Here is a 24,914-nt window from a genome sequence, read left to right as displayed (position 1 = left end):
TCGGGCCGCTGGCCACCGCGTATGTGCTGATCCTGGTCGTCCTCGGCCCGCTCACCGCCCGCTGGACCGAGCCGATCGCCCGCAAACTCACCGAGGCCATCGGCCCGTACGCGCGCCGCCGCGCCGCGCTCCCGGCCGCCGCCGCGTCCCCCGGCCCGGCCGAGGAACAGATCGACACGACGGCCACGCGTTCCTGAGCGCCCCGCCCGCTCCGCGACGACGGCTCACTCGTGCCGCTGGGCGCGCACCAGCACCTCCCCGGCGTCCGTCCGGTAGTAGAGCACCGACCGCCCCGCGCGACGGCGCCGGATCAGACCGGCGTCGAAGAGCACCTTCAGATGGCGGCCGACGGAGCCGAGTCCCTGGCCGGTGAGCGCGACCAGTTGGGTGGTGCTCTTGGGGGAGTCCAGGAGGACGAGGACGGCCGCGCGCCCCGGCCCGAGCAGCGCGCGCAGGGCGTCCGGCGCCGAGGGCGGGTCCGGCTCGGCCAGTACGCCCGCGCACGGGTAGATCACGGCGTAGCGGTGCGGCCGGTCCCAGGAGACCCAGCTGCGGCGCGGGGTGACCGGCACGAACAGCAGCCGCGCCCCGGAGATCTCGCGCGGCGGATTGTCGTACGCGTTGATCTGAAGCCGTCCCTCGCCCAGCCAGCGCATCCCCGGCCGCATGTCGTCCAGCGCCGCCGTCCAGCCGCCCTGGCTCAACTGCCGGGTGCGCGCCACGATGTCGGCCTCGAGAACGCGGCGCCGCCGGGGCCAGTACGGCAGGACCGTCTCCGTCCACACCCACCGCATCACATCCGCGGCCCGCCGGGGCACATCGGCCTCGGGCAGCCAGGCGGGCAGCGGTCCGCCCAGCGATATCGCCAGGTCGGCGCGGGCGACGTCGGCCGGGGTCGTACGGATACGGTCCAGCTCCGCCTCGATCGACGGCTCGCCCTCGGCCCGCGGCGGGGGGATGAGGAAGTCCGCGATCCAGGTCGGCCGGAATCCGGCCCCCACGATCAGCGCGGCGACCGGGTCCTCGGCCAGGCGGCGCCGGTACGCGGACCGGTGGGCGCGCAGCCACGCGCTCTCGCCGGGGTGCGCGGCCGTGCCGCCCGCCAGGTCGAGCAGGCTCGCGACGGTCTCGGCCAGCGGGGAGACGACGAAACGGCCTCCCGCGAGGGTGTCTGCGTTGACCAGCCACCAGCCCATCGTTTCGCCTCCCCGCGAAACTCTAACGCCGGGCCGGCCGGCCTGCGGAGACTCCCCGTCCATGCGCACCTACCGAGAACTCTTCCGCGCCCCGGAGTTCACGCCGCTGTTCGCGACCGGCTCGCTGTCGACGGCCGCCTCCACGGTGAGCGGTCTCGCGCTGGGCACGCTGATCTACACGGCGACCGGCTCGCCGCTGCTGTCCGCCCTGGCGATGTTCGGCCCGGCGCTGGTCCAGGTCGTCGGCGCGACCACACTGCTGTCGGCCGCCGACCGGCTGCCGCCGCGCGCCGCGACGGCCGGGCTCGCCCTGCTCTTCGGCCTGTGCACCGCCGCCCAGGCCGTGCCGAAACTGCCCGTGTGGGCGGCCTTCGCCGTACTCCTCGGCGAGGGGCTGATCGCCTCACTGGGCGGCGGAGTGCGCTACGGGCTGCTCAACGAGATCCTTGAGCGCGACGGCTATCTGCTCGGCAGGTCCGTGCTCAACATGTCGGTCGGCGCCACGCAGATCTGCGGCTTCGCCGTCGGCGGGGTCCTGGTCACCGTGCTGTCCCCGCGCGGCACCCTGCTGGCCGGCGCCGCGCTCTACCTGGCCGCCGCGGCCGTCGCCCGGCTCGGCCTGAGCGGTCGCCCGCCGCGTACCGCGGGACGCCCCTCGGTCGCCGACACCTGGCGCACCAACGGCCTGCTCTGGTCGTCCGTGCCCCGCCGCTACGTCTACCTCGCCCTGTGGGTGCCCAACGGGCTCATCGTCGGCTGCGAATCCCTCTACGTCCCCTACGCGCCCCGGCACGCCGGGCTCCTCTTCGCCAGCGCGGCCCTCGGGATGCTCGCGGGCGACACCCTCACCGGCCGCTTCCTGCCCCGCCGTTGGCGCGAACGCCTCGGCGCCCCGCTGCGGCTGCTGCTCGCCGCCCCCTACCTCGCCTTCGCCCTCCACCCCGCCCTGCCGCTCGCCGTGACCGCCGTCGTCCTCGCCTCCGTCGGCTACTCCGCGAGCCTCCTCCTCCAGGAACGGCTCATGTCCCTCACCCCCGACGCCCTCAGCGGCCACGCCCTCGGCCTCCACTCCTCCGGCACGCTCACACTCCAGGGCGTCGGCGCCACCCTGGCGGGAGCTGTCGCCCAGCGCACCTCACCCGCCACCGCCATGACCGTGATGGCGACCGCCTCCGTAGCCGTCACCCTCGCCCTGGCCCCCGGCCTGCGCCCGCTCCCCACCGCTGAAGGCCCGGCCCTCGGCGAGACCCCGGCGCGGAGCCCGTCCGCCTGACCGGGCCCGGCGGGAGCGCCGACCGGGAACGGGAGGGGGGCTCGCCTAGGGTGGCCGTGAACCGGTGGGAAAGGGGCGGGGCGTGGGTCCGACGAGCGGGGTGGCGCGGGCCGATGTCGTGGTGGTCGGGGCAGGCGGGAGCGGGGGGCCGTTGGCCGCGCGGCTGAGCGAGGACGCGGGGCGGACGGTGGCGCTGATCGAGGCGGGGCCCGCGCCGAGAACCTTCGCGCCGGAGTTGCTGGACGCGCGGCTCGTACCGGGGGCGTGGGCGCGGGGGGCGCCGCTGTGGCTGTATCCGGCGCGTCTGACACCCGAGCGTCCCCACACGATCGGCCGCGGCAGGATCCTGGGCGGCTCGACCACCGTCAACGGCGGGTATTTCGTACGGGCCCGGCGGGACGACTTCGACCGGTGGGCGGCGGCGGGCAACGACGCCTGGTCCTTCGACCGGATGCTGCCGTTCCTGCGCCGGATGGAGACCGACCTGGACTACGGCGCGTCCGCCGTCCACGGCGCGGACGGCCCGGTCCGGGTGCGGCGGACCGCGCTCGACCACCCCGCCGCCGCGGCGTTCGGCGCGGCGGCCCGCGAGTCGGGGTTCCCGGCCGAGCCGGACAAGAACGACCAGGGCGCGCCCGGCTTCGGCCCGGTGCCGTCGAACGCGGTCGACGGCGTACGCGCCAACACCGCCGTCGGCTACCTCCAGGACGCGCTCGGGCGCCCCAATCTCACCGTCCTCGGCGACCGCACCGTCCGCCGAGTCCTGGTGGAGCACGGCCGCGCGGTCGGCGTGGAGACCGAACGCGACGGCGTACGGGAGACCGTCACGGCGGGTGAAGTCGTGCTGTGCGCGGGCGCTTTCGGGTCACCGCACCTGCTGGCGCTGTCCGGCATCGGCCCGCGCGCGGACCTCGAACGCCTCGGCATCCCCGTGCTGCGGGACGCCCCCGGCGTCGGCGGGTCGTTCAGCGACCACCCGCAGATCGTCGTGGAGTGGACCCCGGTGCGCGACGTGCCCGCCGCCGACGGCGGTTGGCTCGGCGGCGCCCTCCACCTGGTGTCGAGCGGCGGCCCCGCGGCGGGCGACCTGGAAATCCTCCAGTCGCTCACGCCGATGGCGGCCCTGATCCGCGCCCGCACGTCGCTGCCCGGCGCGCCGCTGCCCTTCCTCGTCTCCGCGCAGGCCCCGCGACCGCGCGGACGCCTGCGGATCGTCTCCGCCGACCCCGCGGTGCCGCCGACCGTCGACTACGGCTATCTGCGGACGCCCGACGACCGGCGGCGGCTGCGCGAGGGCGTCCGGACGACCGCGGCACTGATCGCCGCACCCGCCTTCCGTACCGTCGTCGCGCCGGACTCGACGGCGGGGCCCGGCCACGAGACGCTGGCCGACGACGGCCTGCTCGACGCGTGGATCCGGGCCCGTATCGGCACCTCGGTGCACGCCTGCGCGAGCGCGCCCATGGGTCCGGCCGACGACCGGCACGCCGTGGTCGACCAGTACGGCAGGGTCCACGGGGTGCGGGGGCTGCGGGTCGCGGACACCTCGATCCTTCCGGCCGCTCCCCTGCGCGGTCCCGCGGCGACCGCCGTCCTGATCGGCGAGGTCGTCGCGGACGCGATCCGCCACGACCGCGCGTGAGCGTCAGCCCGAGGCACCCTTGCCGGACCCCAGGCGCGGGCGCAGCGCCGCTGTCGAGCGGCCCTTGAGCGCGGAGAGCCAGACGCCCGTGCCGTAGGCGAGGTCGTCCAGGCGGCGGGCGGCGGCGTAGCGCAGGGGGTCGAGGCCGACCTCGCCCGGACGGTATTCGAGGGCGACGTCGGCGACCGACGCGACGGCGACCGCGCGCCGGATCCGGGGGGAGACCGCGCAGCCGACGGCGGCCAGCGGCCACCAGTGGCGGGTGAGCAGGGCGCCGGTCTGGGACAGGGCGCTGACCGCGCCGTTGGCGGTGAGCCGGGTGGCCAGCCGTACCGGGTGGTCGGCGCCCTTGAGTTTGCGGGCGATCCGTACGGTCGTGATCCCGCAGACGGCGCCCGCCACCGGCAGCGACCAGCGGCGCTGGGCCAGCAGCGCGAGGGACAGCGCGCCCGCCCAAGGAGCGAGGACGGCGGGGGCGATGAGTTCGGGGTGGCGCTCGGCCAGCGGATGCGCGCCCGTGCCGTACGCCGCCTTGCGCAGCATCCAGTCCGTGAACCGCACGCGGTGCTCGTGCTCGGCGCGGACCGACGGCTCGTACCGTACGCGCCAGCCGTCCTCGATCAGCCGCCAGCACAGGTCGACGTCCTCGCCGACCCGCATGGCCGCGTCGAAGCCGTCCGCCATCGCGTCCACCCGCGCCACGCTGCACGCGGTGGAGGCCCAGGAGACGGGGGTCCCCGGGCGTACGGCCGCCGGGTCCCGGCCGAGGTCGAGCGAGGACCTGGCGGCCTCGTACCGGCCGATCCAGCCGGTGGCCGCGGCGGTCGGCAGCCCGGTGATGCGCGGCACGGCCATGCCGACCTTGGGGTCGGTGAAGTGCCGGAGCAGGACGGGGACGGTCTCCGGGGGCAGCACGATGTCGGAGTCCACGAAGACCACATAGGGGGTGCGGACCAGCCGCAGCCCCGCGTTGCGGGCCGCGGCCGGGCCCATGTTCCGCTCCAGCACGACCAGTTGGGCGCCGTGCTTGACGGCGGTGTCCTCGATGTCGTCGGCGTGCCGCGATCCGTCGTCCACGACGACGACGCGCTGGCCGGGGCCGATGCTGGTGAGCAGCCGGTCGAGTTGCGCCGCCCGCTCGTGGACGGGCACGACGAAGGTGTGCCGCGGGTCGGGATTCTGCGGCAGGTCGTGAACGACCGGGTACGCCATGCCGTTGTCGAGCAGCCGGTCGGCGAGGACGCCGCTCGCCGCGTCCCGGACGCGCACCGTACGGTCGTCGGCCAGCAGCGGGCGGGCGCGGGGGGTCAGCCGGACGAGCCGGGTCGGGAAGCCGCCGAGCAGGGCACGGCCGCCGTCGATGACGCGGGTGTGGCGGTTGAGCGCGACCACGAAGCCGCCGGGCAGCCGCGCGGTCCCGCCGGGCGCGCCCGTACCGCTCCTGCCGTCCGGAGCGCCGGCGCCGCGCTTGCCGTCCGGCGCACCCGTACCGCCGTCGCCCTCGGGCGCGCGCCCCGCCGGTTCCGCGGTCATTCGGTCACCGTCCCGTCCACCGCTTCGGCGTCGACCAGTCGGCCGCGGGTGTCGGCGGACCCTTCGGCGATCAGCCGGGTGGCCGTGGTGACCATGTACGTCATCGCCTTCTCTCCTTCTTCGGCGGACGCCCCCGCCGGGTCGCCGAGGACCCCGGACGGCGAGACCGCCAGCACACCGCCCGCGACCAGGTCGGGCATGAGGTCCGCGAGCGGCCGGGTGTCCCCGGCGACGGCCTGCGCGGTCCGCACGTCCCCGGGCGCCAGGTGGAGCATGACCGAGGTCTCCCACCGTCCGGCGTGCGGATCCGCGTCGGGCGCCACGCACGGCACCCACGCGACGTGGTGGCCCTCGGCGCGCAGCAGGACGACCGCCTCGGCGAGCGTGGCGACATTGCCGCCGTGCCCGTTGACGAAGACGATCCGCCCGGCCCACATCGCCAGCGACCGCACGGACTCCACGAGGACCGCCGTCAGGGCCTCGCGGCCGATCGAGACGGTGCCCGCGAAGCCCGCGTGCTCGCCGCTCGAACCGTAGGCCATGGTCGGCGCGACCAGGGTGTGCCACTCGGGCGGGGCCCCGGCCGCCACCCGCTCGGCCACCGCCCGCGCGATGGCGGCGTCGGTGCCCAGCGGCAGATGCGGCCCGTGCTGCTCGGTCGAGCCCAGCGGCACCAGGACCAGCGGCGCGAACGGGACCGTCGGCCAGACGGCGTGCGCCAGGTCGGAAGGGGCCGCGGGTCCTGCCGTGCTCCCGGGGCCCACGCGGTTCGCGGGTGTCGACGGCATGTCAGCGGATCGGGTCCTTGGAGCGCGGCGCGGCCTCCGCGGCGCCCGCGCGGCCGACGAGCCCGCCGCCGAGTGTCCTGGTGAAGCCGTCGGGGATCACCAGGTCGTCGGGGGACAGCTCGTGCACCGACGAGTGGCCCAGGCCCAGCACCGCGGAGTCCAGGCCGCCGCGCATGATGTCCAGGACGTTCTCCACCCCGGCCTGGCCGTTGGCCGCGAGCCCCCACAGGTAGGCGCGGCCGATCAGCACCGCGCGGGCGCCGAGCGCCAGCGCCTTGGCGACGTCGCCGCCGCGCCGGATGCCGCCGTCGAGGACGACCTCGATCTGGTCGCCCACCGCCTCGGCGATCGACGGCAGCATCCGTATCGTGCCCGGTGTCGTGTCCAGGTTGTTGCCGCCGTGGTTGGACACCGAGATCCCGCTGACCCCGGCGTCGACCGCGCGCTTGGCGTCGTCCACCCGCGTCACGCCCTTGAGCAGGAACGGGCCGCCCCACTCCTCGCGCAGCCACTTCACGTCGTCCCAGGTGGGCGGCGCCGTCTGCATCCACTCGTAGTAGGCGCCGAAGAAGGTGGGCGCCGCGCCGCCCGGCGGGCGGAGGTTGGGCGCGGTGAGGTCGGGGAGCCGACGGGATTTGAGGAACCGCATCAGCCAGGCCGGGTGCGGCGCCACGTTCGGCGCGAACTTCAGCATCGTCTTGAAGTCCAGCTTCTCCGGGATCGAAGGACTGCCCCAGTCGCGCCCGTTGGAGAAGGACCAGTCGAGCGTGGAGATCAGCGCCTTGGCCCCGGCGGCCCTGGCCCGGTCCATCCGCTGCACCATCGACTCGCGGGTGCCGGTCCAGTACATCTGGAAGAAGGTGTTCTCGTTCGCCTCGGCGACCTCCTCGACCGGCTTGCTGGCGAAGGAGCTGAGCCCCATGATCACGCCCCGGTTCGCGGCGGCCCGCGCGACGGCCACCTCGCCGTCCGGGTGCACGGCCTGCACACCGGTCGGCGAGATCACCACGGGCATCGACGTCGGGATCCCCAGCACCGTCGTCGACAGGTCGCGCTCGGCGTGATGGCCCACCACCCGCGGCGCGAAGCCCAGTTCGGCGAACGCCTCGATGTTGTCATCGATGGTCCGGCCGCGCTCCGAGCCCGCGACCAGGGCTCCGTAGACCGAACTCGGTAGTTGCTTCTTTGCCCGGCGCTGCGCCTCGGCGACGGTCTCGAACCAGGGATTCCTGCTCATTGCGTGTTCCTCTTCGTCTCGGAGCCGGTCCTTCGGGGCCGGTCCATGTCCGTGAGCGTCAGGTGCCGCCCGTGCGCCGCTGAGGCGCGGGTCAGCCGCTCCTCACGTGCCCCGGGCGAACGTGCCTCCACGCGCCGTTCATGTGCGGAAGACCTCCCTGAGAGCCGGTGCGATGTCGTGGTGGGTGCGGATGCGGTGAAAGGTGCCGTGCCCGGCCCTGGCCAGTTCCGCGCCCAATTCGACGTCCTTCTCACCGCTCGTGTCGAGCAGCACGTCCAGCCGCGGCAGCCGGGCCGCCGCCGGGCGCGGGTCCGGCCCCGCGTTGTGGACGCAGTCCGACAGCAGCAGCACCCGCGCGCCGCGCCGCGGCACCGACGCCAGCCGGGCGGCGGCGAGTTCCAGCGGGAAGGCCACATTGGTCAGGCCCCTGGCCGGGATGCGCAGCATCGCGTCCAGCAGCTCCATCGGCCTGACCGGGTCGCCCAGTTCGAGCAGGACCGCCGCGTCCGACCAGAAGGCGACGACGGCCAGTGCCTCGGACTCCAGCTCGGCCGCGAGCGCGCCCACGGTCGCCGCCGCGGTACGTACCCGCTCGCCCTTCATCGACCCCGACAGGTCCACCGCGAGCACGACGGAGCGGGGCGCGCGGACCCGCTCGAAGACGAAGACGTCCTCGTCGTCGGGGACCGGCCGCTCCGCCAGCCGTTCCAGCGTCGGATCCAGGTCGATGTCGCTGCCCCGCTGCCGGTACGGGAGGCTGGCCAGCCGCCCCGAAGCGGCCGGCCGTCCGCCGCGCGCCCGCTTCGGCTTCGGCAGGGACAGCCGCGCGGCGATCTCGCGGGCCCGCGCCCGCACCGCGGGGTCCACCGGCTCGGTGTCGTCCGGGCCGCTGAGCAGCTCCCCCCGCTCGTCGGTGAAGTCGGCCGCCGAGCGGGTCGGCCGCGGGCGCGCGGGACCGGCGCCGCGCGAGCGGGCGCGCAGCACCGTGCCTCCCGTGCCCGCCACCGCTTCGAACACCTTCGGCTCCTCGTCGAGTGTCTTGGGGATACGGCGCAGCGGTCGCCGCGACCGGTCCGTGGACGCCGGTTCGCGCCGCCGTACGGGCGAGTCGGCCTCCACCGCTCTTCATCCGGGCTCCGCCCGCGCCGGATCCAGCACGAAGCGGTCCTCCCAGATCTCCCGCAGGACGCGTTCCGCGGTGGTCTCCGCCGCGTCGTCCAGCCGGATCCGGCCGGACAGCGAGACCGTCATCGCGTCGTAGAAGCTCTCCGGGTAGCGGTCGTCGTCCGGTCCGCTCAGGCCGCGCATCGTCATCAGGCCGTCGGCGACCAGCGCGCAGTCGATCGCGCCCCGCACGCTGCTGCCCTGACGCAGATCCGGGTGCGCGCGGGTGGCCCGGGTCACCGCGACGGCGTCGGGCACGATCCGGTCCGCGAGCGGACCGGACAGCGCGGCGCGCAGCGTGACGATGTCCTCCTCCGCGGCGGCGTCCTGGTAGCCGACCACGATCCGGTTGAGCCGGTCGCTGACGCCCGCCGACAGCCGGGTGGTGCCGATGTCGTCACTGGGGTTCATCGAGGCGATGACCCGGAACGACGGCTCGGCGGTGACCAGGCCGACCCTGGGCACCTCGACCGCGCGGTCGGCCATCGCCGACAGCAGGGTGTTGAGGGTGTCCTCGGGGGCGCGGTTGAACTCCTCGATGTAGAGGAACCCGCCGGTGCGCATCGCCTGGACCAGCGGCCCCGCCACGAAGTTGTCGGCGCTGTAGTCCTCCCGCAGCACCCGCGCGGGATTGTGGTGCCCGACCAGCTTGGCCGGGGTCAGATCGGCGTTGCCCTCCACGAACACCAGCGGGATGCCCCACTCCTCGGTGATCGCCTTGAGCATGGTGGTCTTGCTGGTGCCGGGCGGGCCCTCCAGGACGAGATCCCGCCCGGCGCCGACGGTCGCGAGCGCGAGTTCCAGCTCGCGCTCGCGGCCGACGATGCGCGAGGCGATCCGCTCCCCGGCCGCCGCGACGCCGGAGCCGGCCCCGGCGTCCCGTACCGTCCGCAGTGTGGTCATCGTTCGCGCTCCCTACGCTCGACGTGGCTGACGGACCCGCTACTTGGCCGTCTGGCCCGCGTCGATCGGCAGGGTGACGCCGGTGACGTACCGCGCCTCGTCCGAGGCCAGCCACAGCACCGCGTTGGAGATGTCGACCGGCTCGACCCACGGGATCGGCAGCGCGTTCATCGAACCGAAGCGCGGGCCGAGATTCTCCTTGGTCCGCTCGGCCACCGGCAGGTCGGACGCGAACAGCTCGTACGTCGCCGAATTCTGGATCATCGGGGTGTCGACCGACGTGGGGTGCACGCTGTTGACCCGGATGCTGTCCGGGGCCAACTCCAGCGCCAGCGTGCGCATCAGGCCGACGACACCGTGCTTGGCGGCGACGTAGTGCCCGATGTTCTCCATCGCCATCAGCCCGGCCGTCGAGCTGGTCAGCACGATCGAACCGCCGTTGCCACCCGCCTTGATGTGCGGGATCGCCGCCTTCGCGGTGTGCCACACACCGGTGAGATTGACGTCGATCATGTCCTGGAACACCTGCTCGTCCAGCTCCGACATGGTGCCGAAGCTGAAGATGCCCGCGTTCGCCGAGACGATGTCGAGCCGTCCGAGCTGCGCGACCCCGGTGTCCACGGCTGCCTTCAGCGCCTCGAAGTCACGGACGTCCGCCTGTGCGGCGACGATCCGCCGGTCCAGCTTCTCCACCTCGCGTACGGTCTCCGCGAGGTCGTCGGGCGTCGCCATCGGGTACGGCACCGAGTCGATCTGCGACACGACGTCGACGGCGATGATGTCCGCGCCCTCCTGCGCCAGGCGTATCGCGTGGCTGCGGCCCTGACCACGGGCGGCCCCGGTGACGAGTGCGACCTTTCCCTCTACACGCCCCATTGCGTGTTCACCTCTTTCTCTTTCGATGACGCTGTCGTTCTGCGAACCCCCGTGAACCCCCGCTGATCCCCGTGAGCCGTGTCGCGTTCTGCCGCGAACCGCCTGGCTCGCGGCCCTACTTGAGGAAGTTGCCGCCGTCGACGGGCAGCGTGACCCCGGTGACGTACCGGCCCTCGTCCGAGGCCAGCCACAGCAGGGCGTTGGAGATGTCCACCGGCTCCACCCACGGGATGGGCAGCGCGATGACCGACCGCGAGACCTCGGCGAAGTCCTCCGCGGTCGGGTGCTCCAGGTCGGGACGGAACAGCTTGTAGGTCATCTCGTTCTGGATCATGGCCGTGTCGACCTGGGTCGGATGGATGCTGTTGACCCGGATGCTGTCCGGGGCCAGCTCCAGCGCGAGCGTGCGCATCAGGCCGACGACGCCGTGCTTGGCGGCCACGTAGTGACCCGCGTGCGGATACGCGCGCAGGCCCGCCTCCGAGCTGGTCAGGATGATCGAGCCGCCGCGCCCGCCCGCCTTGAGGTGCGGGATCGCCGCCTTCGCGGTCTTCCACACGCCCGTCAGATTGATGTCGATGACATCGCGCCAGCGCTGGGCGTCCAGTACGTCGAGGGTGTCGGGTATGACGCCGATCCCGGCGTTCGCCGCGACGATGTCGAGCCGTCCGAGCTGCGCCACACCGTCGTCCACGGCGGCCTTCAGCGCCCCGAAGTCACGGACGTCCGCCTTCGTGGCCACGATCCGGCGGTCCAGCTTCTCCACCTGCCGTACGGTCTCGGCCAGGTCCTCGTCGGTGGCGCCCGGGTAACCGGCGCTCGGCACGTCCTCGCAGATGTCCACCGCGATGATGTCCGCGCCCTCCTGCGCCAGCCGCACCGCGTGGCTGCGGCCCTGACCGCGCGCGGCTCCGGTGATGAATGCGACCTTTCCTTCTACACGCCCCATTGCGTGCACCTTTCGTTACGGGTTGATTACTGTGAGTGATGTCCCCGAGGTGTGCGGAATCGATACGGTGGCCGGGTTCCGTGACCGGAACCGGCGGCCGGGCCGGTGGGGCGGTCCCGGAGTGCTCAGACCGGACGGAAACCGGCGAGCGGATCCTCCGCGCAGTCGCTGACGGGCGGCCGGTCCAGATCCTCACGACGGGTGAGGGTCAGCGGGACCGGTCCCCGGCGCGGTGCGGGGGAAGTACGGTGTGAGTGGTCGACGGACGACTTCGGGACGGGTGTGTGCTGCGTACGGTTCGCGAGCAGTTCCTCGCCGTAGCCCTGCACGCACTCCGGGTCCGGCCCGTCCAGCGGCAGGCCGGTGAAGAACTTGGCCGCCATGCACCCGCCCTTGCAGGTGTCGAAGAACTGGCAGGAGGCGCAGGCGCCGCCCGACTGGGGCTCGCGCAGGCCGCGGAACAGCTCGGACTCGCGCCATACCTCGGTGAAGCCGCCGGGCTGCCGGATGTTCCCGGCCAGGAACTCCTCGTGGATCGCGAACGGGCAGGCGTAGACGTCCCCGACCGGGTCGATCAGGCACACCACGCGTCCGGCGCCGCACAGATTCAGGCCGGGCAGCGCCTGCCCGTAGGCGGACAGGTGGAAGAAGGAGTCACCGGTCAGCACGCTGTCGCCGTGCGCCACCAGCCAGTCGTACAGCTCGCGCTGCTGGTCACGCGTCGGGTGCAGCTCGTCCCAGACGTCGGCGCCGCGCCCGGACGGGCGCAGCCGGGTCAGCCGGAGCTGGGCCCCGTACCGGTCGGCGATGGCCTTGAACTCGTCCATCTGGGGGATGTTGTGCCGGGTGCACACCACGGACAGCTTGAAGTTCCGCATCCCGGCGGCGGACAGATTCGCCATGGCGCGCAGCGCGGTGTCGTACGAACCGGGGCCGCGGACGGCGTCGTTGACCTCGGCGGTCGCGCCGTCGAGGGAGATCTGCACGTCGACGTAGGAGTTCTCGGCCAGCCGGGCCGCGACCTCCGGGGTGATCCGGACGCCGTTGGTGGAGAACTTCACGCCCACGTGGTGGGCGGTGGCGTAGTCGACCAACTCCCAGAAGTCGGGGCGGACCGTGGGCTCGCCGCCGCCGATGTTGACGTAGAAGACCTGCATGCGTTCCAGCTCGTCGATCACCGCCTCGGCCTCGGCCGTGGTGAGTTCGCGCGGATCGCGGCGGCCGGAGCTGGACAGGCAGTGCGTGCAGGACAGATTGCAGGCGTAGGTCAGCTCCCAGGTCAGGCAGATGGGCGCGTCGAGTCCGTACTCGAACAGGTCCACCAGCCGTTCGGCGCCGGGAGCGCGGGCGGGGGCATCCGTGGTCGTCGTGGTCATGGGGCTCACGGGGTCCTTTCCACCACCATCGACGACCTGGCGAGGGTCGCGAGGGCGCGGCCGTACCGCGGCACGTCGGCTTCGGTGACCCCGGCCGCCGAGCAGGCGGCCCGTGCCGTGGGGGAGTCCTTGAGGGACTGGACGACCGACAGCAGTCGCCGGTCCTTGAGGAACGAGAGTTTGCGCGTTCCGAAGTGGTACAGCAGGGCGCCGAACGGTTCCGGCCGGACTGAGACCTGCGGGTGCAGATCCCAGGGGCGGTCGAGATCCATGCCGGGCGCCGGGTCCGGGGTGTTCACCGGACGGTCCGTGCCGCTCATGGCGGGGCGGCTCAGTAGACGCCGCACATGCCGTCGATCGAGACCTCTTCGACCAGGTCGTCGGCCTCGATCACGGAATCCGCGGTGACATCCTCGTCGGCGGCACGCGGCTCGCCGGGCTCCTTGAGCTGAAGCTCTTCCATACCATGGCTCCTCAGTCGGGCGATGGTCGCAGGCGGGGTTGTTGTCGTCCGCCGTGCCTTCAATAATGTTCAGACTAATGGCACCCGGTGCCAAATGGAAGAAGGAAAATCCGTGAGGTCCCCAGCCGACGCTCCGAAACCGCCGTCGACCAGCACTCGCATGGGGCGTCAGCCCTCCACGACGGTGGACGAGCTGAGCCATGTGGCGCTGGAGCTGTTCGCCGAGCGCGGCTTCGCCGAGACGACGGTGGACGACATCGCCGCCGCCTGCGGCATCGGCCGCCGGACGTTCTTCCGCTACTTCCCGTCCAAGAACGACGTGCCCTGGGGCGACTTCGACGCGCTGGTGGAACGGATGCGCCGCTACCTCCAGCGCACCCCGCCGGACATGGCGCTGGCCGAGGCGCTGCGCGGCGCCATCGTGGAGTTCAACCGCTTCCCGGCCAGCGTCGTCCAGGACCACCGGCTGCGGATGTCCCTGCTGCTGAACGTGCCGACGCTGGTCGCGCACTCCACGCTGCGGTACGCCACCTGGCGGCAGGCCATCGCCGAGTACGCCGCCCGCAGGCTCGGGGTGGACGAGGACGACATGCGGCCGCAGGTGATCGCCTGGGCGGCGCTGGCCGCCTCGCTGTCGGCCTACGAGCAGTGGCTCAAGGACGAGGACGCGGATCTGCCGGCCCTGCTGGGCTCGGCCTTCGACATCCTCGGCGAGACCTTCTCCGGCGAAGGGCGCTGAGCCGCGCTGTGGGCAAGGGCGTTGAGCCGGGCTCGGGTCCAGGGGTTCGAGCGCGGCTCCCGGCGAAGGGCGCTGAGTCGGGCCTCGGTCGCGGCTGTTGAGCATGTCCTCGGCCAACCGCGGTGCGCCTGGCCGCCGTTGGCGTGAGCGCACCGCAAGGTCGGGCGTCCGCGACGGGTACGTCAGGCGCCGACGTACGCCGCGAGGTGTTCCCCGGTGAGGGTCGAGGCGTCCGCGACCAGGTCGGCGGGGGTGCCCTCGAAGACGACCCGGCCGCCGTGGTGACCCGCGCCGGGGCCCAGGTCGATGATCCAGTCGGCGTGCGCCATCACCGCCTGATGGTGCTCGATGACGACGACGGACTTGCCGGAATCGACCAACCGGTCCAGCAGGCCCAGCAGTTGCTCCACATCGGCCAGGTGCAGGCCGGTGGTCGGCTCGTCCAGCACATACACACCGCCCTTGTCCGACATGTGCGTGGCCAGCTTCAGCCGCTGCCGCTCGCCACCGGACAGCGTGGTGAGCGGCTGGCCGATGCCCAGATAGCCCAGGCCCACATCGGCCAGGCGCCGCAGGACGGCGTGCGCCGCGGGGGTGTGCGCCTCGCCACCGCCGAAGAACTCCTCGGCCTCGGCCACCGACATCGCCAGCACCTCGCTGATGTCGCGCCCGCCGAAGCGGTAGTCGAGCACCGACGCCTCGAACCGCTTCCCCTCGCACTCCTCGCACGTGGTCGCGACCCCGGCCATCATCCCCAGGTCGGTGTAGACGACGCCCGCGCCGTTGCACGTCGGGCACGCGCCCTCGGAGTTGGCGCTGAACAGCGCGGGCTTCACCCCGTTGGCCTTCGCGAACGCCTTGCGGATCGGGTCGAGCAGCCCGGTGTACGTGGCCGGGTTGGACCGCCGCGAGCCGCGGATCGCGCCCTGGTCGATCGACACCACCGCCGTACCGTCGGCGCCCTTGACCTGCGCGCCCTTGACCAGCGAGCCGTGGATGAGCGAGCTCTTGCCGGAGCCCGCGACACCGGTCACGACGACCAGCACGCCGAGGGGGACATCGACGTCGACACCGCGCAGATTGTTCGTGGTCGCGCCGCGGATCTCCAGCGCGCCGGCCGGTTCGCGGACCGTCTTCTTGAGCGAGGACCGGTCGTCGAAGTGCCGCCCGGTGAGGGTGCCGCTGGTCCGCAGCCCGTCGAGGCCGCCCTCGAAGCAGACCGTGCCGCCCGCCGTACCGGCGCCGGGCCCCAGGTCGACCACATGGTCGGCGATGGCGATCGTCTCCGGCTTGTGCTCCACGACGAGCACCGTGTTGCCCTTGTCCCGCAGCCGCAGCAGCAGGTCGTTCATCCGCTGGATGTCGTGCGGGTGCAGACCGGCGGTCGGCTCGTCGAAGACGTACGTGATGTCGGTGAGCGCCGACCCGAGGTGCCGGATCATCTTCACGCGCTGCGCCTCGCCGCCGGACAGCGTGCCCGCGGGCCGGTCGAGCGCGAGATAGCCGAGGCCGATCTCCACGAACGAGTCGAGGGTCCGGAGCAGCGCGGTCAGCAGCGGGGCGACCGAGGGCTCCTTCAGCTCGCGGACCCACTCGGCCAGGTCACTGATCTGCATCGCGCAGGCGTCGGCGATGCTGATCCGCTTGATCTTCGAGGACCTGGCGCCCTCGCTGAGCCGGGTGCCGTCGCACTCTGGGCAGGTGGCGAAGGCGACCGCCCGCTCCACGAACGCCCGGATGTGCGGCTGCATCGCCTCCGTGTCCTTGGAGAGCATCGACTTCTGGATCCGGGGGATCAGCCCCTCGTACGTCATGTTGATGCCCGCGATCTTCATTCGGGTCGGCTCGCGGTGCAGGAAGTCGTGCAGCTCCCTCTTGGTGTACTTGCGGATCGGCTTGTCCGGGTCGACGAAGCCGGACTCCTTGTACAGCCGCATGTTCCAGCCGTCCGAGCCGTAGCCGGGGATGGTGATCGCGCCTTCGGAGAGCGACTTCGTGTCGTCGTAGAGCTGTGCGAGGTCGATGTCGGAGACCGTGCCCCGGCCCTCGCAGCGCGTGCACATGCCGCCGGTCCGGTGGAAGGTCGCCTTCACCGCCGTCTTCGAGCCGCGCTCCACGGTGATCGCGCCGCTCGCGCTGACCGAGGGGACGTTGAACGCGTACGCGCCGGGCGGGCCGATGTGGGGCGTGCCGAGGCGGCTGAAGAGGATCCGCAGCATCGCGTTCGCGTCGGTGGCGGTGCCGACCGTCGACCGCGGGTCGGCGCCCATCCGCTGCTGGTCGACGGTGATCACCGTGGTCAGCCCGTCCAGCACGTCGACGTCGGGGCGTGCCGTGGTCGGCATGAAGCCCTGCACGAAGGCGCTGTAGGTCTCATTGATCAGCCGCTGCGACTCGGCGGCGATCGTGCTGAACACCAGCGAGCTCTTGCCGGAACCGGAGACCCCCGTGAACACCGTCAGACGGCGCTTGGGGATTTCGATGCTGACGTCTTTCAGATTGTTCACCCGCGCGCCGTGCACACGGATCAGGTCGTGGCTGTCGGCCGGACGCACCGCGGACGCCCGGGTCGCCCCGGCGCTTTCCGCGGTCTCGTCCGCGCCGACGGGTGCGGCAGTCCTGGCCGGCTTGGCGGTCCTGGCGGTCCTGGCGGTCTTGGTGGTTGCCGCGGCTGTCGGCCTGGCCGTCTTCTTCGCCGTGCTCATCGTCTCTCCATGACGTCAGGTCGACCGGCGGGCGTCGTCCCCCGGCGCGTGGCCGGACTCGCGCGGGTCGGCGGTCATCGGTCCTGGAGGATACCGAGGACATTGCCGTCGGGGTCGGTGACGGTGGCCACCAGCCGGCCGCCGCCCACGTCCGACGCCGCGTCCTTCACGGTGGCGCCCGCGGCGGTCAGCTCGGCCAGCTTCGCCTCGATGTCCGACACCTCCCAGTACACCACCGGGGACGTCAGACCCTGCGGGCCGCCGCCCGGCACCAGCCCGATGTGTTGGTCCCCGGTCTCGAAGCCCACGTAGTACGACTCGTCGGTCTGCGGCTCGATGCCGAGCAGCGCCGCGTACACCGCCTTCGCCTTCGGCAGGTCGGACACGGGGTGCAGCACTGTCTTGATGCCCTGGGTGGTGGTGCCGGTCATGATCGCTCCTGTGGTCGCGGGCCGCATGGACCCGGTGTTTCCGTGCCGAGTTCCCCAAACGTTCTGGGGCTCGGCGTCCATGCGATTCACGCTACGGGCGGGCGCCGGGATTCGCTTCTCCATTCCTGACCGGTCCCGCGCCGCCCTCGTGACCGGCCCTTTCCCGCCGGGGCCCGAGGCCCGGTGGCCGGGGCCCCGCGCCCGGTGTGCTCAGGCGCGGGCGGTGGGGGACATCTCCCAGGGCGCCTGCGGCAGCACCTCACCGGTTTCGAGCAGCGACTTGAGGTTGGCCAGCACGGCGGGCCAGCCCCGCGAGATGCCGTTGAACATGTCCGTATTGGCCAGCTTCTCGTGGGTCACGGTCAGCCGCACGATGTCCTGGTGCGGCTCGACGAGGAAGGTGACCTCCGACGGCTCGCGCGGCGGCTCCTTGCCGACGGAGTCCTCGAAGGTGAGGACCAGGCGCGTGGGCGGCTCGGCCTCCCGCACCTGGCCGACGGCGTCCACGGCGCCCGAGCCGTCGGCGCGGCGGTGCTCCCAGGCCGAGCCCGGCCGCCAGTCCGAGACGTTGGCGTGTCCCCAGTACCGCGCGGTCAGATCGGCGTCGGTGAGGGCACGCCACACCTGCTCGGGCGTCGCCCGGATGTAGGTGACGTAGACATAGGTCGGTACGGATACGGATTCGTCGGTCATGGCGTACTCCTCTGCCAGGTTCTTGATGGCGCTCAGGGCCCGCAGCCGGGGCTTGTCGAACCCCGAGATCCAGCGTTCCTCGATGTCGTGGATGGGCGCCGGATTCAGGTAATGCAGCCGCTCCCGCCCACGGCGCACCACGGTCACGAGATTGGCCTGCCCGAGCAGGTCGAGATGCTGCGTCACCGACTGGCGGGCCATGCCGAGACGCTCGCACAGCTCACGCAGCGTCTGACCGTTCTGTTCCCGCAGCCGGTCCAGCAGGAGTCGCCTGGTCGGGTCGGCCAGTGCTTTGAAGACCGGGTCCATCTCGCTCGGTTCTGGGCTCACCTCTCCATTATGCAGGTATCTGCCTGCCTATTGTCAACGACGCAGGTCAGGGGCGAGGTCAGTGACGAGGGCGGTGGTGCGGGCCAGTGACGTGGGCCCCATGGCTCAGCTCGGGGACTCGGCCCGGCGGCACCGTCCACGGGCGCCGGGCACCACGCTGTCGGGGCAGGGACGAGGGCGCGTCCCCGGTCAGTCGTCGGATTCGTCGGCGACCGACGAGACGCTCAGCAGCTCCTCGAACTCGGACAGGCCCGCGACCAGGTGCTCGGGGCTGCCGGTGCCCTCGACGTCGACCGCGACCAGGGCGGTGCCGCCCTCGGTGGGGTGCCAGTTCTCGTCGTCGGGGTGCTGGGCGGCGCGGTCGACGCGGACCTGGACGACGCGGAAGCCCTGGGTGGCGGTGTATTCGAGGACGCGGGTGAGGACGCCGGTGCCGATCCGGTACGCGAGGTGGATGCGGGTGCGCTCGGGGGTGGCGAGGACCGGGACCCGGCGGGTGAGCCATGGGTAGCCCTGGACGACCAGGAAGTGCGCGAGGGTGACTCCTATGGCCAGCAGCGGGAGACCGCCGCCGCAGGCCATCCCGACCGCGCAGGTGAGCCAGACCGTCGCCGCGGTGGTGAGGCCGCGGACGGCGTCACGCCGTACGAAGATCAGGCCGCCGCCGATGAAGCCGATGCCCGAGACGATCTGGGCGGCCACCCGCGACGGGTCGAACGAGACGGCCTGCATGCCCAGCACGGCGTTGAACCCGTGCTGGGACACCTCCATGAACAGCGCGCTGCCGACACCGACGAGGGTGTGGGTGCGCAGTCCCGCGCTCTTCTGCTGCGTGGCGCGCTCGGCGCCGATCAGGGTGGACAGCAGCAGGGCGAGGCCCAACTCGGCGAACTGCCTGGCCCCTTGGCCCGCACCGGGATCGAAAAGCGGCAGAGCGAACGAAATATGCTGCATGAGGAGATCCTGCCACTGGCCACGGCGGTGGCGCGGGACCGGCTCTCCCGCGCCAGGTTGGGCGGATCAGCGCATCAACCGATGAGCGCGTAGCGGGACGGGCGGCCTGGGGAGCCCGCGCCGCGAGCGACTGCCCAGCTCTGGACGGCGGTTCGGGTTACGGCGTCAGGACGATCCGGCCGAACACCTCGCCCGCGTCCATCTTCCGGTGCGCCAGCGCGGCCTGCTCCAGCGGCAGCACCTCGTGCACCGCGAGAGGCAGCTCACCGCGGCTCGCGGCGGCGAACTGCGCGGTACGCACGGCGGTCAGATCCGCCGCGGCCACGGTGTCGGTGCTGAAGGTGGCGAACGACAGGGACTTCTGGAAGGCCGCGATCATCGTCATGCCGAAGTCGGCGGGCGGCGGGCCGCCGACCACGCCCACGGCCACCATGCGGCCGTTCGGCCGGAGCCGGCCGAAGAAGGACGGCAGGTCCGCGCCCGCGACGATGTCGATGATGACGTCGTATCCCCCCGGAGCGTCGTCGGAAGTGTCGTCGGCACCGGAACCGCTGCCCATGGTGTCGCCCGAGCGGTCCAGCACACGCGTCGCGCCGAGTGCGCGCAGCCGCTCGCCCCGCGCGGCCGACGATGTCGTGACCGCCACCGCGGCGGCGCCCGCGCGGGACGCCAGATGGACCGTCATGATCCCGATGCTGCCCGCCGCGCCGCGCACCAGAACCGACTCGCCGGGGGCGAAGCGGGCGTGGGCCAGCGCGAAATGGGCCACCGCGCCCGAGTTGCCGAGCGTCACCGCGTCCACCGCCGACAGCCCGTCGGGCAGCGCGAGGACCGCCTCGACCGGGACGGCCGCCTGCTCGGCGTAACCGCCGCTGAGCCCGGTGAACGCCCACACGCGCCGCCCGATCCACGACGTGTCGACGCCGTCGCCGACCGCGGTCACCGTACCGGCCGCCTCGCTGCCGAGGATGTGCCCCTCCTTGAAGCCGTACGAGGCCAGCGTCCCCCTGCGGATCACGGCGTCCACGCCGCCGACACCGCTCGCCTCGACGCCGATGAGCACCTGCCCGGCGGCGGGCGCCGGGGCGGGGAGGTCGACGACCGCCATGCCCTCGGGGCCGCCGAACGTCTCGATCGCGACTGCCTTCACCGTCTGCTCCCTGCGCTGGTCCACGGCCGTTCCCGGCCCTCGTGGTCCGCGCCCGTCCGGAACCCGGCGGCCCGCGGACCTGGTGCTTCGGACGGTAACGGACGCCGCCGTCCGTTTGGCTAAAGTGAGAGCGTGACCGACGAATTGCCTCACACCCTGCGCTCCGACGCCCTCGACAACCGCGAGCGCATCCTCGAAGCGGCCCGCGAGGTGTTCGCGACCGAGGGGCTGAACGTGCCGATGCGGGAGATCGCCCGGCGCGCCGGAGTCGGCCCCGCCACCCTCTACCGCCGCTTCCCGACCAAGGAGACGCTGGTCACCGAGGCGTTCACCGGTCAGTTGCGGGCCTGCCACGACATCGTGGACGAAGGGCTCGCCGACCCGGATCCCTGGCGCGGCCTCTGCCTGGTGATCGAGAGGATCTGCGAGCTGCACGCCCGCGACCGCGGCTTCACCGCGGCCTTCATGTCGACGTTCCCGCACGCCGTCGACTTCGACGCGGGCCGCGAGTACGCGCTGAAGGCGGTCGCGGAACTGGCCGCCCGCGCCAAGTCCACCGGCCGCCTGCGCCCCGACTTCGTGCTGGACGACCTGATCCTCGTCCTCATGGCCAACAGCGGCATCCACGCGCCGTCACCCGCGGCCCGCGTCGCGGCCTCCCGGCGCTTCGCCGCCTTCGCGATCCAGGCGTTCCGGGCGTCCCCGCAGCACGCGCCGCTCCCGCCCGCGGCGCGGCTGTCACCCGTACCGCCGGTCATCCCCGTGGCGCCCGCCCGTACGCCGACCGCCGCGCCCCGCCGCTAGAAGGTCCGTCCCGCCAGAAGCTCCGGCCCGCGTACGTCAGCCGGTAGCTGTCAGTCGGTCGCGGTCGGCCGGTGTACGCGGTGGCGGCCGATCGGGAGGATCAGCGGGGTCCGCGAGACCTCGTCGGTGACGATGCGGCACTCCATGCCGAAGATGTCGCGGACGGTGTCCTCGGTGACGACCTCCAAGGGCGGGCCCTCGGCGGCGATCCGGCCGTCCTTCATCGCGATGAGGTGATCGCCGTACCGGCAGGCGAGGTTGAGGTCGTGGAGGACCGTGACGACGGTGGCGCCGCGCTGCCGGTTGAGGTCGGTGACCAGGTCGAGGACCTCGACCTGGTGGGGGAGGTCGAGGTACGTGGTCGGCTCGTCGAGGAGCAGGACGCCCGTGCGCTGGGCGAGGGCGACGGCGATCCACACGCGCTGCCGCTGGCCGCCGGACAGTTCGTCCACCGAGCGCTCGGCCAGGTCGAGGGTGTCGGTGGCGGTCAGGGCCTCGGCGACGGCCTCGTCGTCGGTGGCCGTCCAGCGCCGGAACCAGCCCTGGTGCGGATAGCGTCCGCGCCCGACCAGGTCGATGACGCGGATGCCGTCCGGCGCGACCGGGGTCTGCGGAAGGATGCCGAGCCGGGCGGCGACCTGACGGGTGGGCAGGCGGTGGATGTCCTGTCCGTCGAGCAGGACCTCGCCCGAGGTCGGCGCGAGCAGCCGGGCGAGGCCGCGCAGCAGGGTGGACTTGCCGCAGGCGTTGGGGCCGACGATCATCGTCACCCGCCCGGCGGGGATGTCGGCGGTGATGCCGGTGACCACGGGCCGCTGGTCGTAGCCGAGTCGCAGGCCACGGGCGGCGAGCGTGCTGGGCGCGTCCACCGCGCCCTTTCCGTACGTCTCGGCCCGCGTGTCGACTGCCCTCTTCCCGTTCGTCTCGGCCTCCCGCTTCCCGTAGGTGTCGCCCCCGCTGCCGTACGCCTCCGCCGCGCCGGATACGCCGTCCGTCGCGGCGGCCGGCCGCGCGGGCGCGCCCTGCTCTGTCGTGTCCGTCATCGCGGTGTCCTCATCCTCCCTGCCCGACCCGGTTGGCCCGGGCCAGCAGCCACAGCAGACCCGGGGCGCCGAGCACCCCGGTGATCACACCGACCGGGAATTCGGTCGGGCCCAGCAGGTGCTGCCCGGCGAAGTCGCAGCCGAGCATGATGACCGCGCCGGTCAGCGCGGACAGTGTCAGCGCGGGACCCCGGCCGTGCACCAGACGGCGGGCGACGGGACCGGAGAGAAAGGCGACGAAGGCGACCGGCCCGGTCGCCGCCGTGGCGACCGCGGCCAGACAGACCGCGAGGCCGATCAGCACCAGGCGGCTGCGCTCGACGCGTACCCCGAGGCCGGTCGCGCTGTCGTCGCCGAGCCCGAGCACCGGCAGCGAACGCACCGCCAGACAGACCGCGGGCAGCAGCGGCAGCAGGCACAGCAACAGGGCGCGGGCGAGCGGCCAGTCCGCGCCGTTGAGGCTGCCGGTGAGCCAGAGCAGGGCCTGCTGCGCGGTGTAGATGTCGGCCCTGGTCAGCAGGAAGGACACGATGCTGGAGAGCCCCGCGGCCACACCGATGCCGACCAGCACGAGCCGGTAGCCGGTCACCCCGCGCCGCCAGGCCAGCAGATAGATCGCCAGCGCGGTGGCCAGCGCGCCCGCCACGGCGAGTCCCGACACCGTCGCGCCGCCGAGTCCGAACACGACGATCGCCACCACGGCCGCCGCGCTCGCCCCGGAGGTGATCCCGATGACGTCGGGGCTGGCCAGCGGATTGCGGATCAGCGTCTGGAACACCGCGCCCGACAGGCCGAACGCGGCGCCCGCCGCGACGGCGGTGACGGCCCGCGGCAGCCGCACCTTCAGCACGATGAAGTCGGTGGCCGCGTCGCCCCGCCCGGCCAGCGAGCGCAGCACGTCGGACAGCGGGACGGAGTAGCTGCCGACGCACAGCGAGGCGCACAGCAGAGCGACGGCGCACAGCACGAGGACGAGTGCGACGGCGCTGGTACGCGCCCTCGGCCGACGCCGCGCGGCCCGTATCGCGCGCAGGGTGTCGGCAGGCACCGTCGTCCGGATCGCACTGTCCGAAGCGGCGGTGTCCCAAACGGCGCTGTCCGCAACGGCGCCGTCCGAAGCGGCGCTGTCCGATCCGGCGCGGCCGGTCGGCGGTTCGGGGGTCCGCGGTCCGGGCGGCACGGACGTCTGCGGGTGGGAGGTCGGTCTCACTAGAGCCCCGCCTGCCTTCCGCGCCGGACCAGCACGATGAGCACCGGCGCACCGAGCACCGCGGTGACGATGCCGACCTGGATCTCGCCGGGCCTGGCCACGATGCGGCCGAGGACGTCGGAGACCAGCAGCAGAGCCGGGGCGATGAACAGCGAGTACGGCAGGATCCAGCGGTGGTCGGGGCCGGTGAAGGAGCGGACGACGTGCGGAACGGTCAGTCCGACGAAGCCGATGGGACCGGCGAGCGCGGTCGCGGCGCCGCACAGCAGCACCACGGACACCGCGCAGAAGATCCGGGCGGCGGCGATGTTCGCGCCGAGCCCGCGGGCGGTGTCGTCGCCGAGGCTCAGGGTGTTGAGCAGCCGTCCCGATCCCAGCGCGCACACCGCGCCGACCAGGAGGAACGGTCCCGCCTGGTAGGCCACCGGGAGATCGCGCCCGGCCAGCGAGCCGACCTCCCAGAACCGGAACCGGTCGAACGTCGCGGTGTCGGTGAGCAGGACGGCGGTGGTGAGGGAGGTCAGCCCCGCGCTGACGGCGGCGCCCGACAACGCCAGCTTGACCGGTGTCGCGCCCTCCCGGCCGAGCGAGCCGACCGAGTAGACCAGCAGGGCCGCCGCCGCGGCGCCCACGAAGCCGAACCACACGTAGCCGGTGAAGGAGGTGATCCCGAAGACGCTGATCGCGGTGACGACAGCGAGCGAGGCCCCGGCGTTGACGCCCAGCAGGCCGGGATCGGCCAGCGGGTTGCGGGTCAGACCCTGCATCACCGTCCCCGCCAGGCCCAGCGCCGCACCGGCCATCAGACCGACGACCGTACGCGGCAGCCGCAGCGAGGTGACGATGGTCTGGTCGTCGTTGCCGGAGTCGTGGTGGAAGACGGTGTCCAGGACCGTGCCCAGGGGGACGGACTTGGCGCCGATCGCCAGGCTCGCGCCGACCGCGAGGGCGAGCACGACCGCGGCGACGATCAGCCCGGCGCCGAGCGCGGCCGTACGATCACGGCGGGGTGAACCGTGCGCGTTCGCGGGGGAGCCGGTCGCGGCCGGGACGGGAGGAGTCCCGTCGGCCGGTACCGGGGCGGGCCCGCTGCGGGCTCGCAAGACGTTCATGGGCCAACTCCTCGGCGGACTCACCCGGGCGGAAAGTAAGGGCAGGCTAACTTAAGCCGTGCGGTCGTTCTGCCGCCCCTTGGGGGGAATCGAGCCGCCCGGCGGCGGCGGACAGGCCGTAGGAAGACATCTTGTGTCGCCGAACGGACACTCCTGAGCGGTCCTGCCCGATCGGGCCGATGCTCCGTGCGGCCGTTCCGTCGTCGCACCGGAGTGCGGAATTCCGTGCCGCGCGGGGGAGTTGGCGAGATCGCGTCCGTACGGCGGCGGGAGCGGCCGGAGGCCGCGGGTGACCTTCTGCCGACACCGACTGGCCGAGGCCAGAATCCACCCCGGAAAGCCG

Annotated in this window: 23 protein-coding genes and 1 pseudogene; 5 read left to right on the top strand and 19 right to left on the bottom strand. The window is 72.9% G+C overall.

The window, feature by feature from the left end:
• Window positions 1–197 (top strand): annotated as a pseudogene (locus ACIP4Z_RS28190) (cation:proton antiporter); the annotation flags it as partial.
• 27 nt (window positions 198–224) lie between these two features.
• Here ACIP4Z_RS28190 and ACIP4Z_RS28185 read toward each other — a convergent pair.
• Window positions 225–1,196, bottom strand: coding sequence for an ArsR/SmtB family transcription factor (locus ACIP4Z_RS28185; RefSeq protein ID WP_401312754.1), 972 nt, complete (start codon window positions 1,194–1,196; stop codon window positions 225–227).
• 61 nt (window positions 1,197–1,257) lie between these two features.
• On the opposite strand from ACIP4Z_RS28185, the gene ACIP4Z_RS28180 reads away from it, so the two are divergent.
• The gene (locus ACIP4Z_RS28180) at window positions 1,258–2,469 is read left to right on the top strand and encodes an MFS transporter (RefSeq protein WP_401312751.1); all 1,212 of its coding nucleotides are present in this window, start codon (window positions 1,258–1,260) and stop codon (window positions 2,467–2,469) included.
• Window positions 2,470–2,551: 82 nt separating this feature from the next.
• Window positions 2,552–4,111 carry a mycofactocin system GMC family oxidoreductase MftG gene (gene mftG, locus ACIP4Z_RS28175; protein WP_401312748.1) on the top strand — a complete coding sequence of 520 codons (1,560 nt, stop codon included), beginning with the start codon at window positions 2,552–2,554 and terminating at the stop codon, window positions 4,109–4,111.
• 3 nt (window positions 4,112–4,114) lie between these two features.
• Here mftG and mftF read toward each other — a convergent pair whose 3' ends face one another.
• The 10 genes from mftF to mftA form a co-directional block, all read right to left on the bottom strand.
• The gene (mftF, locus tag ACIP4Z_RS28170) at window positions 4,115–5,644 is read right to left on the bottom strand and encodes a mycofactocin biosynthesis glycosyltransferase MftF (protein WP_401312745.1); all 1,530 of its coding nucleotides are present in this window, start codon (window positions 5,642–5,644) and stop codon (window positions 4,115–4,117) included.
• Window positions 5,641–6,432, bottom strand: coding sequence for a mycofactocin biosynthesis peptidyl-dipeptidase MftE (mftE, locus tag ACIP4Z_RS28165; RefSeq protein ID WP_401312742.1), 792 nt, complete (start codon window positions 6,430–6,432; stop codon window positions 5,641–5,643). Before mftE ends, mftF begins: the two co-directional genes overlap by 4 nt.
• A gap of 1 nt (window position 6,433) precedes the next feature.
• Window positions 6,434–7,669, bottom strand: a complete 1,236-nt coding sequence (gene mftD / locus ACIP4Z_RS28160) for a pre-mycofactocin synthase MftD (RefSeq protein ID WP_401312739.1) — start codon at window positions 7,667–7,669, stop codon at window positions 6,434–6,436.
• A 138-nt stretch (window positions 7,670–7,807) separates the two neighbouring features.
• A complete protein-coding gene (locus ACIP4Z_RS28155; RefSeq protein ID WP_401312736.1) occupies window positions 7,808–8,788 on the bottom strand; it encodes a VWA domain-containing protein in 981 nt (326 codons plus the stop codon).
• A 6-nt stretch (window positions 8,789–8,794) separates the two neighbouring features.
• On the bottom strand, window positions 8,795–9,736 hold the full coding sequence (locus ACIP4Z_RS28150) for a MoxR family ATPase (RefSeq protein WP_355340964.1): 942 nt from the start codon (window positions 9,734–9,736) through the stop codon (window positions 8,795–8,797).
• Window positions 9,737–9,775: 39 nt separating this feature from the next.
• Complete coding sequence (locus ACIP4Z_RS28145) at window positions 9,776–10,612, bottom strand: mycofactocin-coupled SDR family oxidoreductase (protein WP_401312733.1); 837 nt, start codon at window positions 10,610–10,612, stop codon at window positions 9,776–9,778.
• A 115-nt stretch (window positions 10,613–10,727) separates the two neighbouring features.
• Window positions 10,728–11,561 carry a mycofactocin-coupled SDR family oxidoreductase gene (locus ACIP4Z_RS28140; protein WP_355340958.1) on the bottom strand — a complete coding sequence of 278 codons (834 nt, stop codon included), beginning with the start codon at window positions 11,559–11,561 and terminating at the stop codon, window positions 10,728–10,730.
• Between the two features lie 125 nt (window positions 11,562–11,686).
• Complete coding sequence (mftC, locus tag ACIP4Z_RS28135) at window positions 11,687–12,937, bottom strand: mycofactocin radical SAM maturase (protein WP_401312729.1); 1,251 nt, start codon at window positions 12,935–12,937, stop codon at window positions 11,687–11,689.
• 5 nt (window positions 12,938–12,942) lie between these two features.
• Entirely contained in the window at window positions 12,943–13,257 is a 315-nt protein-coding gene (gene mftB, locus ACIP4Z_RS28130; RefSeq protein WP_355340952.1) for a mycofactocin biosynthesis chaperone MftB, read from the bottom strand.
• 11 nt (window positions 13,258–13,268) lie between these two features.
• Window positions 13,269–13,400: a mycofactocin precursor MftA gene (gene mftA, locus ACIP4Z_RS28125; protein WP_188281158.1), complete on the bottom strand. Its 132-nt coding sequence runs from the start codon at window positions 13,398–13,400 to the stop codon at window positions 13,269–13,271.
• A gap of 160 nt (window positions 13,401–13,560) precedes the next feature.
• Here mftA and mftR point away from each other — a divergent pair, with 160 nt between their 5' ends.
• Window positions 13,561–14,139, top strand: a complete 579-nt coding sequence (mftR, locus tag ACIP4Z_RS28120) for a mycofactocin system transcriptional regulator (RefSeq protein ID WP_355340949.1) — start codon at window positions 13,561–13,563, stop codon at window positions 14,137–14,139.
• 182 nt (window positions 14,140–14,321) lie between these two features.
• On the opposite strand, the gene ACIP4Z_RS28115 is transcribed toward mftR, so the two are convergent.
• From ACIP4Z_RS28115 to ACIP4Z_RS28095, 5 genes are all read right to left on the bottom strand, one after another.
• A complete protein-coding gene (locus tag ACIP4Z_RS28115; RefSeq protein WP_401312724.1) occupies window positions 14,322–16,844 on the bottom strand; it encodes an ATP-binding cassette domain-containing protein in 2,523 nt (840 codons plus the stop codon).
• 74 nt (window positions 16,845–16,918) lie between these two features.
• Entirely contained in the window at window positions 16,919–17,275 is a 357-nt protein-coding gene (locus ACIP4Z_RS28110; protein WP_355340944.1) for a VOC family protein, read from the bottom strand.
• A 210-nt stretch (window positions 17,276–17,485) separates the two neighbouring features.
• Window positions 17,486–18,277 carry a metalloregulator ArsR/SmtB family transcription factor gene (locus tag ACIP4Z_RS28105; RefSeq protein ID WP_355341338.1) on the bottom strand — a complete coding sequence of 264 codons (792 nt, stop codon included), beginning with the start codon at window positions 18,275–18,277 and terminating at the stop codon, window positions 17,486–17,488.
• A gap of 210 nt (window positions 18,278–18,487) precedes the next feature.
• Window positions 18,488–19,252, bottom strand: coding sequence for an MgtC/SapB family protein (locus tag ACIP4Z_RS28100; RefSeq protein WP_355340942.1), 765 nt, complete (start codon window positions 19,250–19,252; stop codon window positions 18,488–18,490).
• A gap of 157 nt (window positions 19,253–19,409) precedes the next feature.
• The gene (locus tag ACIP4Z_RS28095) at window positions 19,410–20,402 is read right to left on the bottom strand and encodes a zinc-binding dehydrogenase (protein ID WP_401312720.1); all 993 of its coding nucleotides are present in this window, start codon (window positions 20,400–20,402) and stop codon (window positions 19,410–19,412) included.
• Between the two features lie 132 nt (window positions 20,403–20,534).
• On the opposite strand from ACIP4Z_RS28095, the gene ACIP4Z_RS28090 reads away from it, so the two are divergent.
• Entirely contained in the window at window positions 20,535–21,206 is a 672-nt protein-coding gene (locus ACIP4Z_RS28090; protein ID WP_391044962.1) for a TetR family transcriptional regulator, read from the top strand.
• 50 nt (window positions 21,207–21,256) lie between these two features.
• On the opposite strand, the gene ACIP4Z_RS28085 is transcribed toward ACIP4Z_RS28090, so the two are convergent.
• The 3 genes from ACIP4Z_RS28085 to ACIP4Z_RS28075 form a co-directional block, all read right to left on the bottom strand.
• Window positions 21,257–22,249 (bottom strand): ABC transporter ATP-binding protein, encoded by a 993-nt coding sequence (locus tag ACIP4Z_RS28085; RefSeq protein ID WP_401312717.1) that lies wholly within the window; start codon window positions 22,247–22,249, stop codon window positions 21,257–21,259.
• 10 nt (window positions 22,250–22,259) lie between these two features.
• Entirely contained in the window at window positions 22,260–23,297 is a 1,038-nt protein-coding gene (locus tag ACIP4Z_RS28080) for an iron chelate uptake ABC transporter family permease subunit (protein WP_391044957.1), read from the bottom strand.
• Window positions 23,298–23,458: 161 nt separating this feature from the next.
• Window positions 23,459–24,571, bottom strand: coding sequence for an iron chelate uptake ABC transporter family permease subunit (locus tag ACIP4Z_RS28075; protein ID WP_391044954.1), 1,113 nt, complete (start codon window positions 24,569–24,571; stop codon window positions 23,459–23,461).
• Window positions 24,572–24,914 lie beyond the last annotated feature (343 nt).

The sequence above is a fragment of the Streptomyces sp. NPDC088910 genome, assembly GCF_044749865.1.
Lineage (GTDB): Bacteria > Actinomycetota > Actinomycetes > Streptomycetales > Streptomycetaceae > Actinacidiphila.
This window is presented reverse-complemented; position numbering and strand designations above follow the sequence as displayed.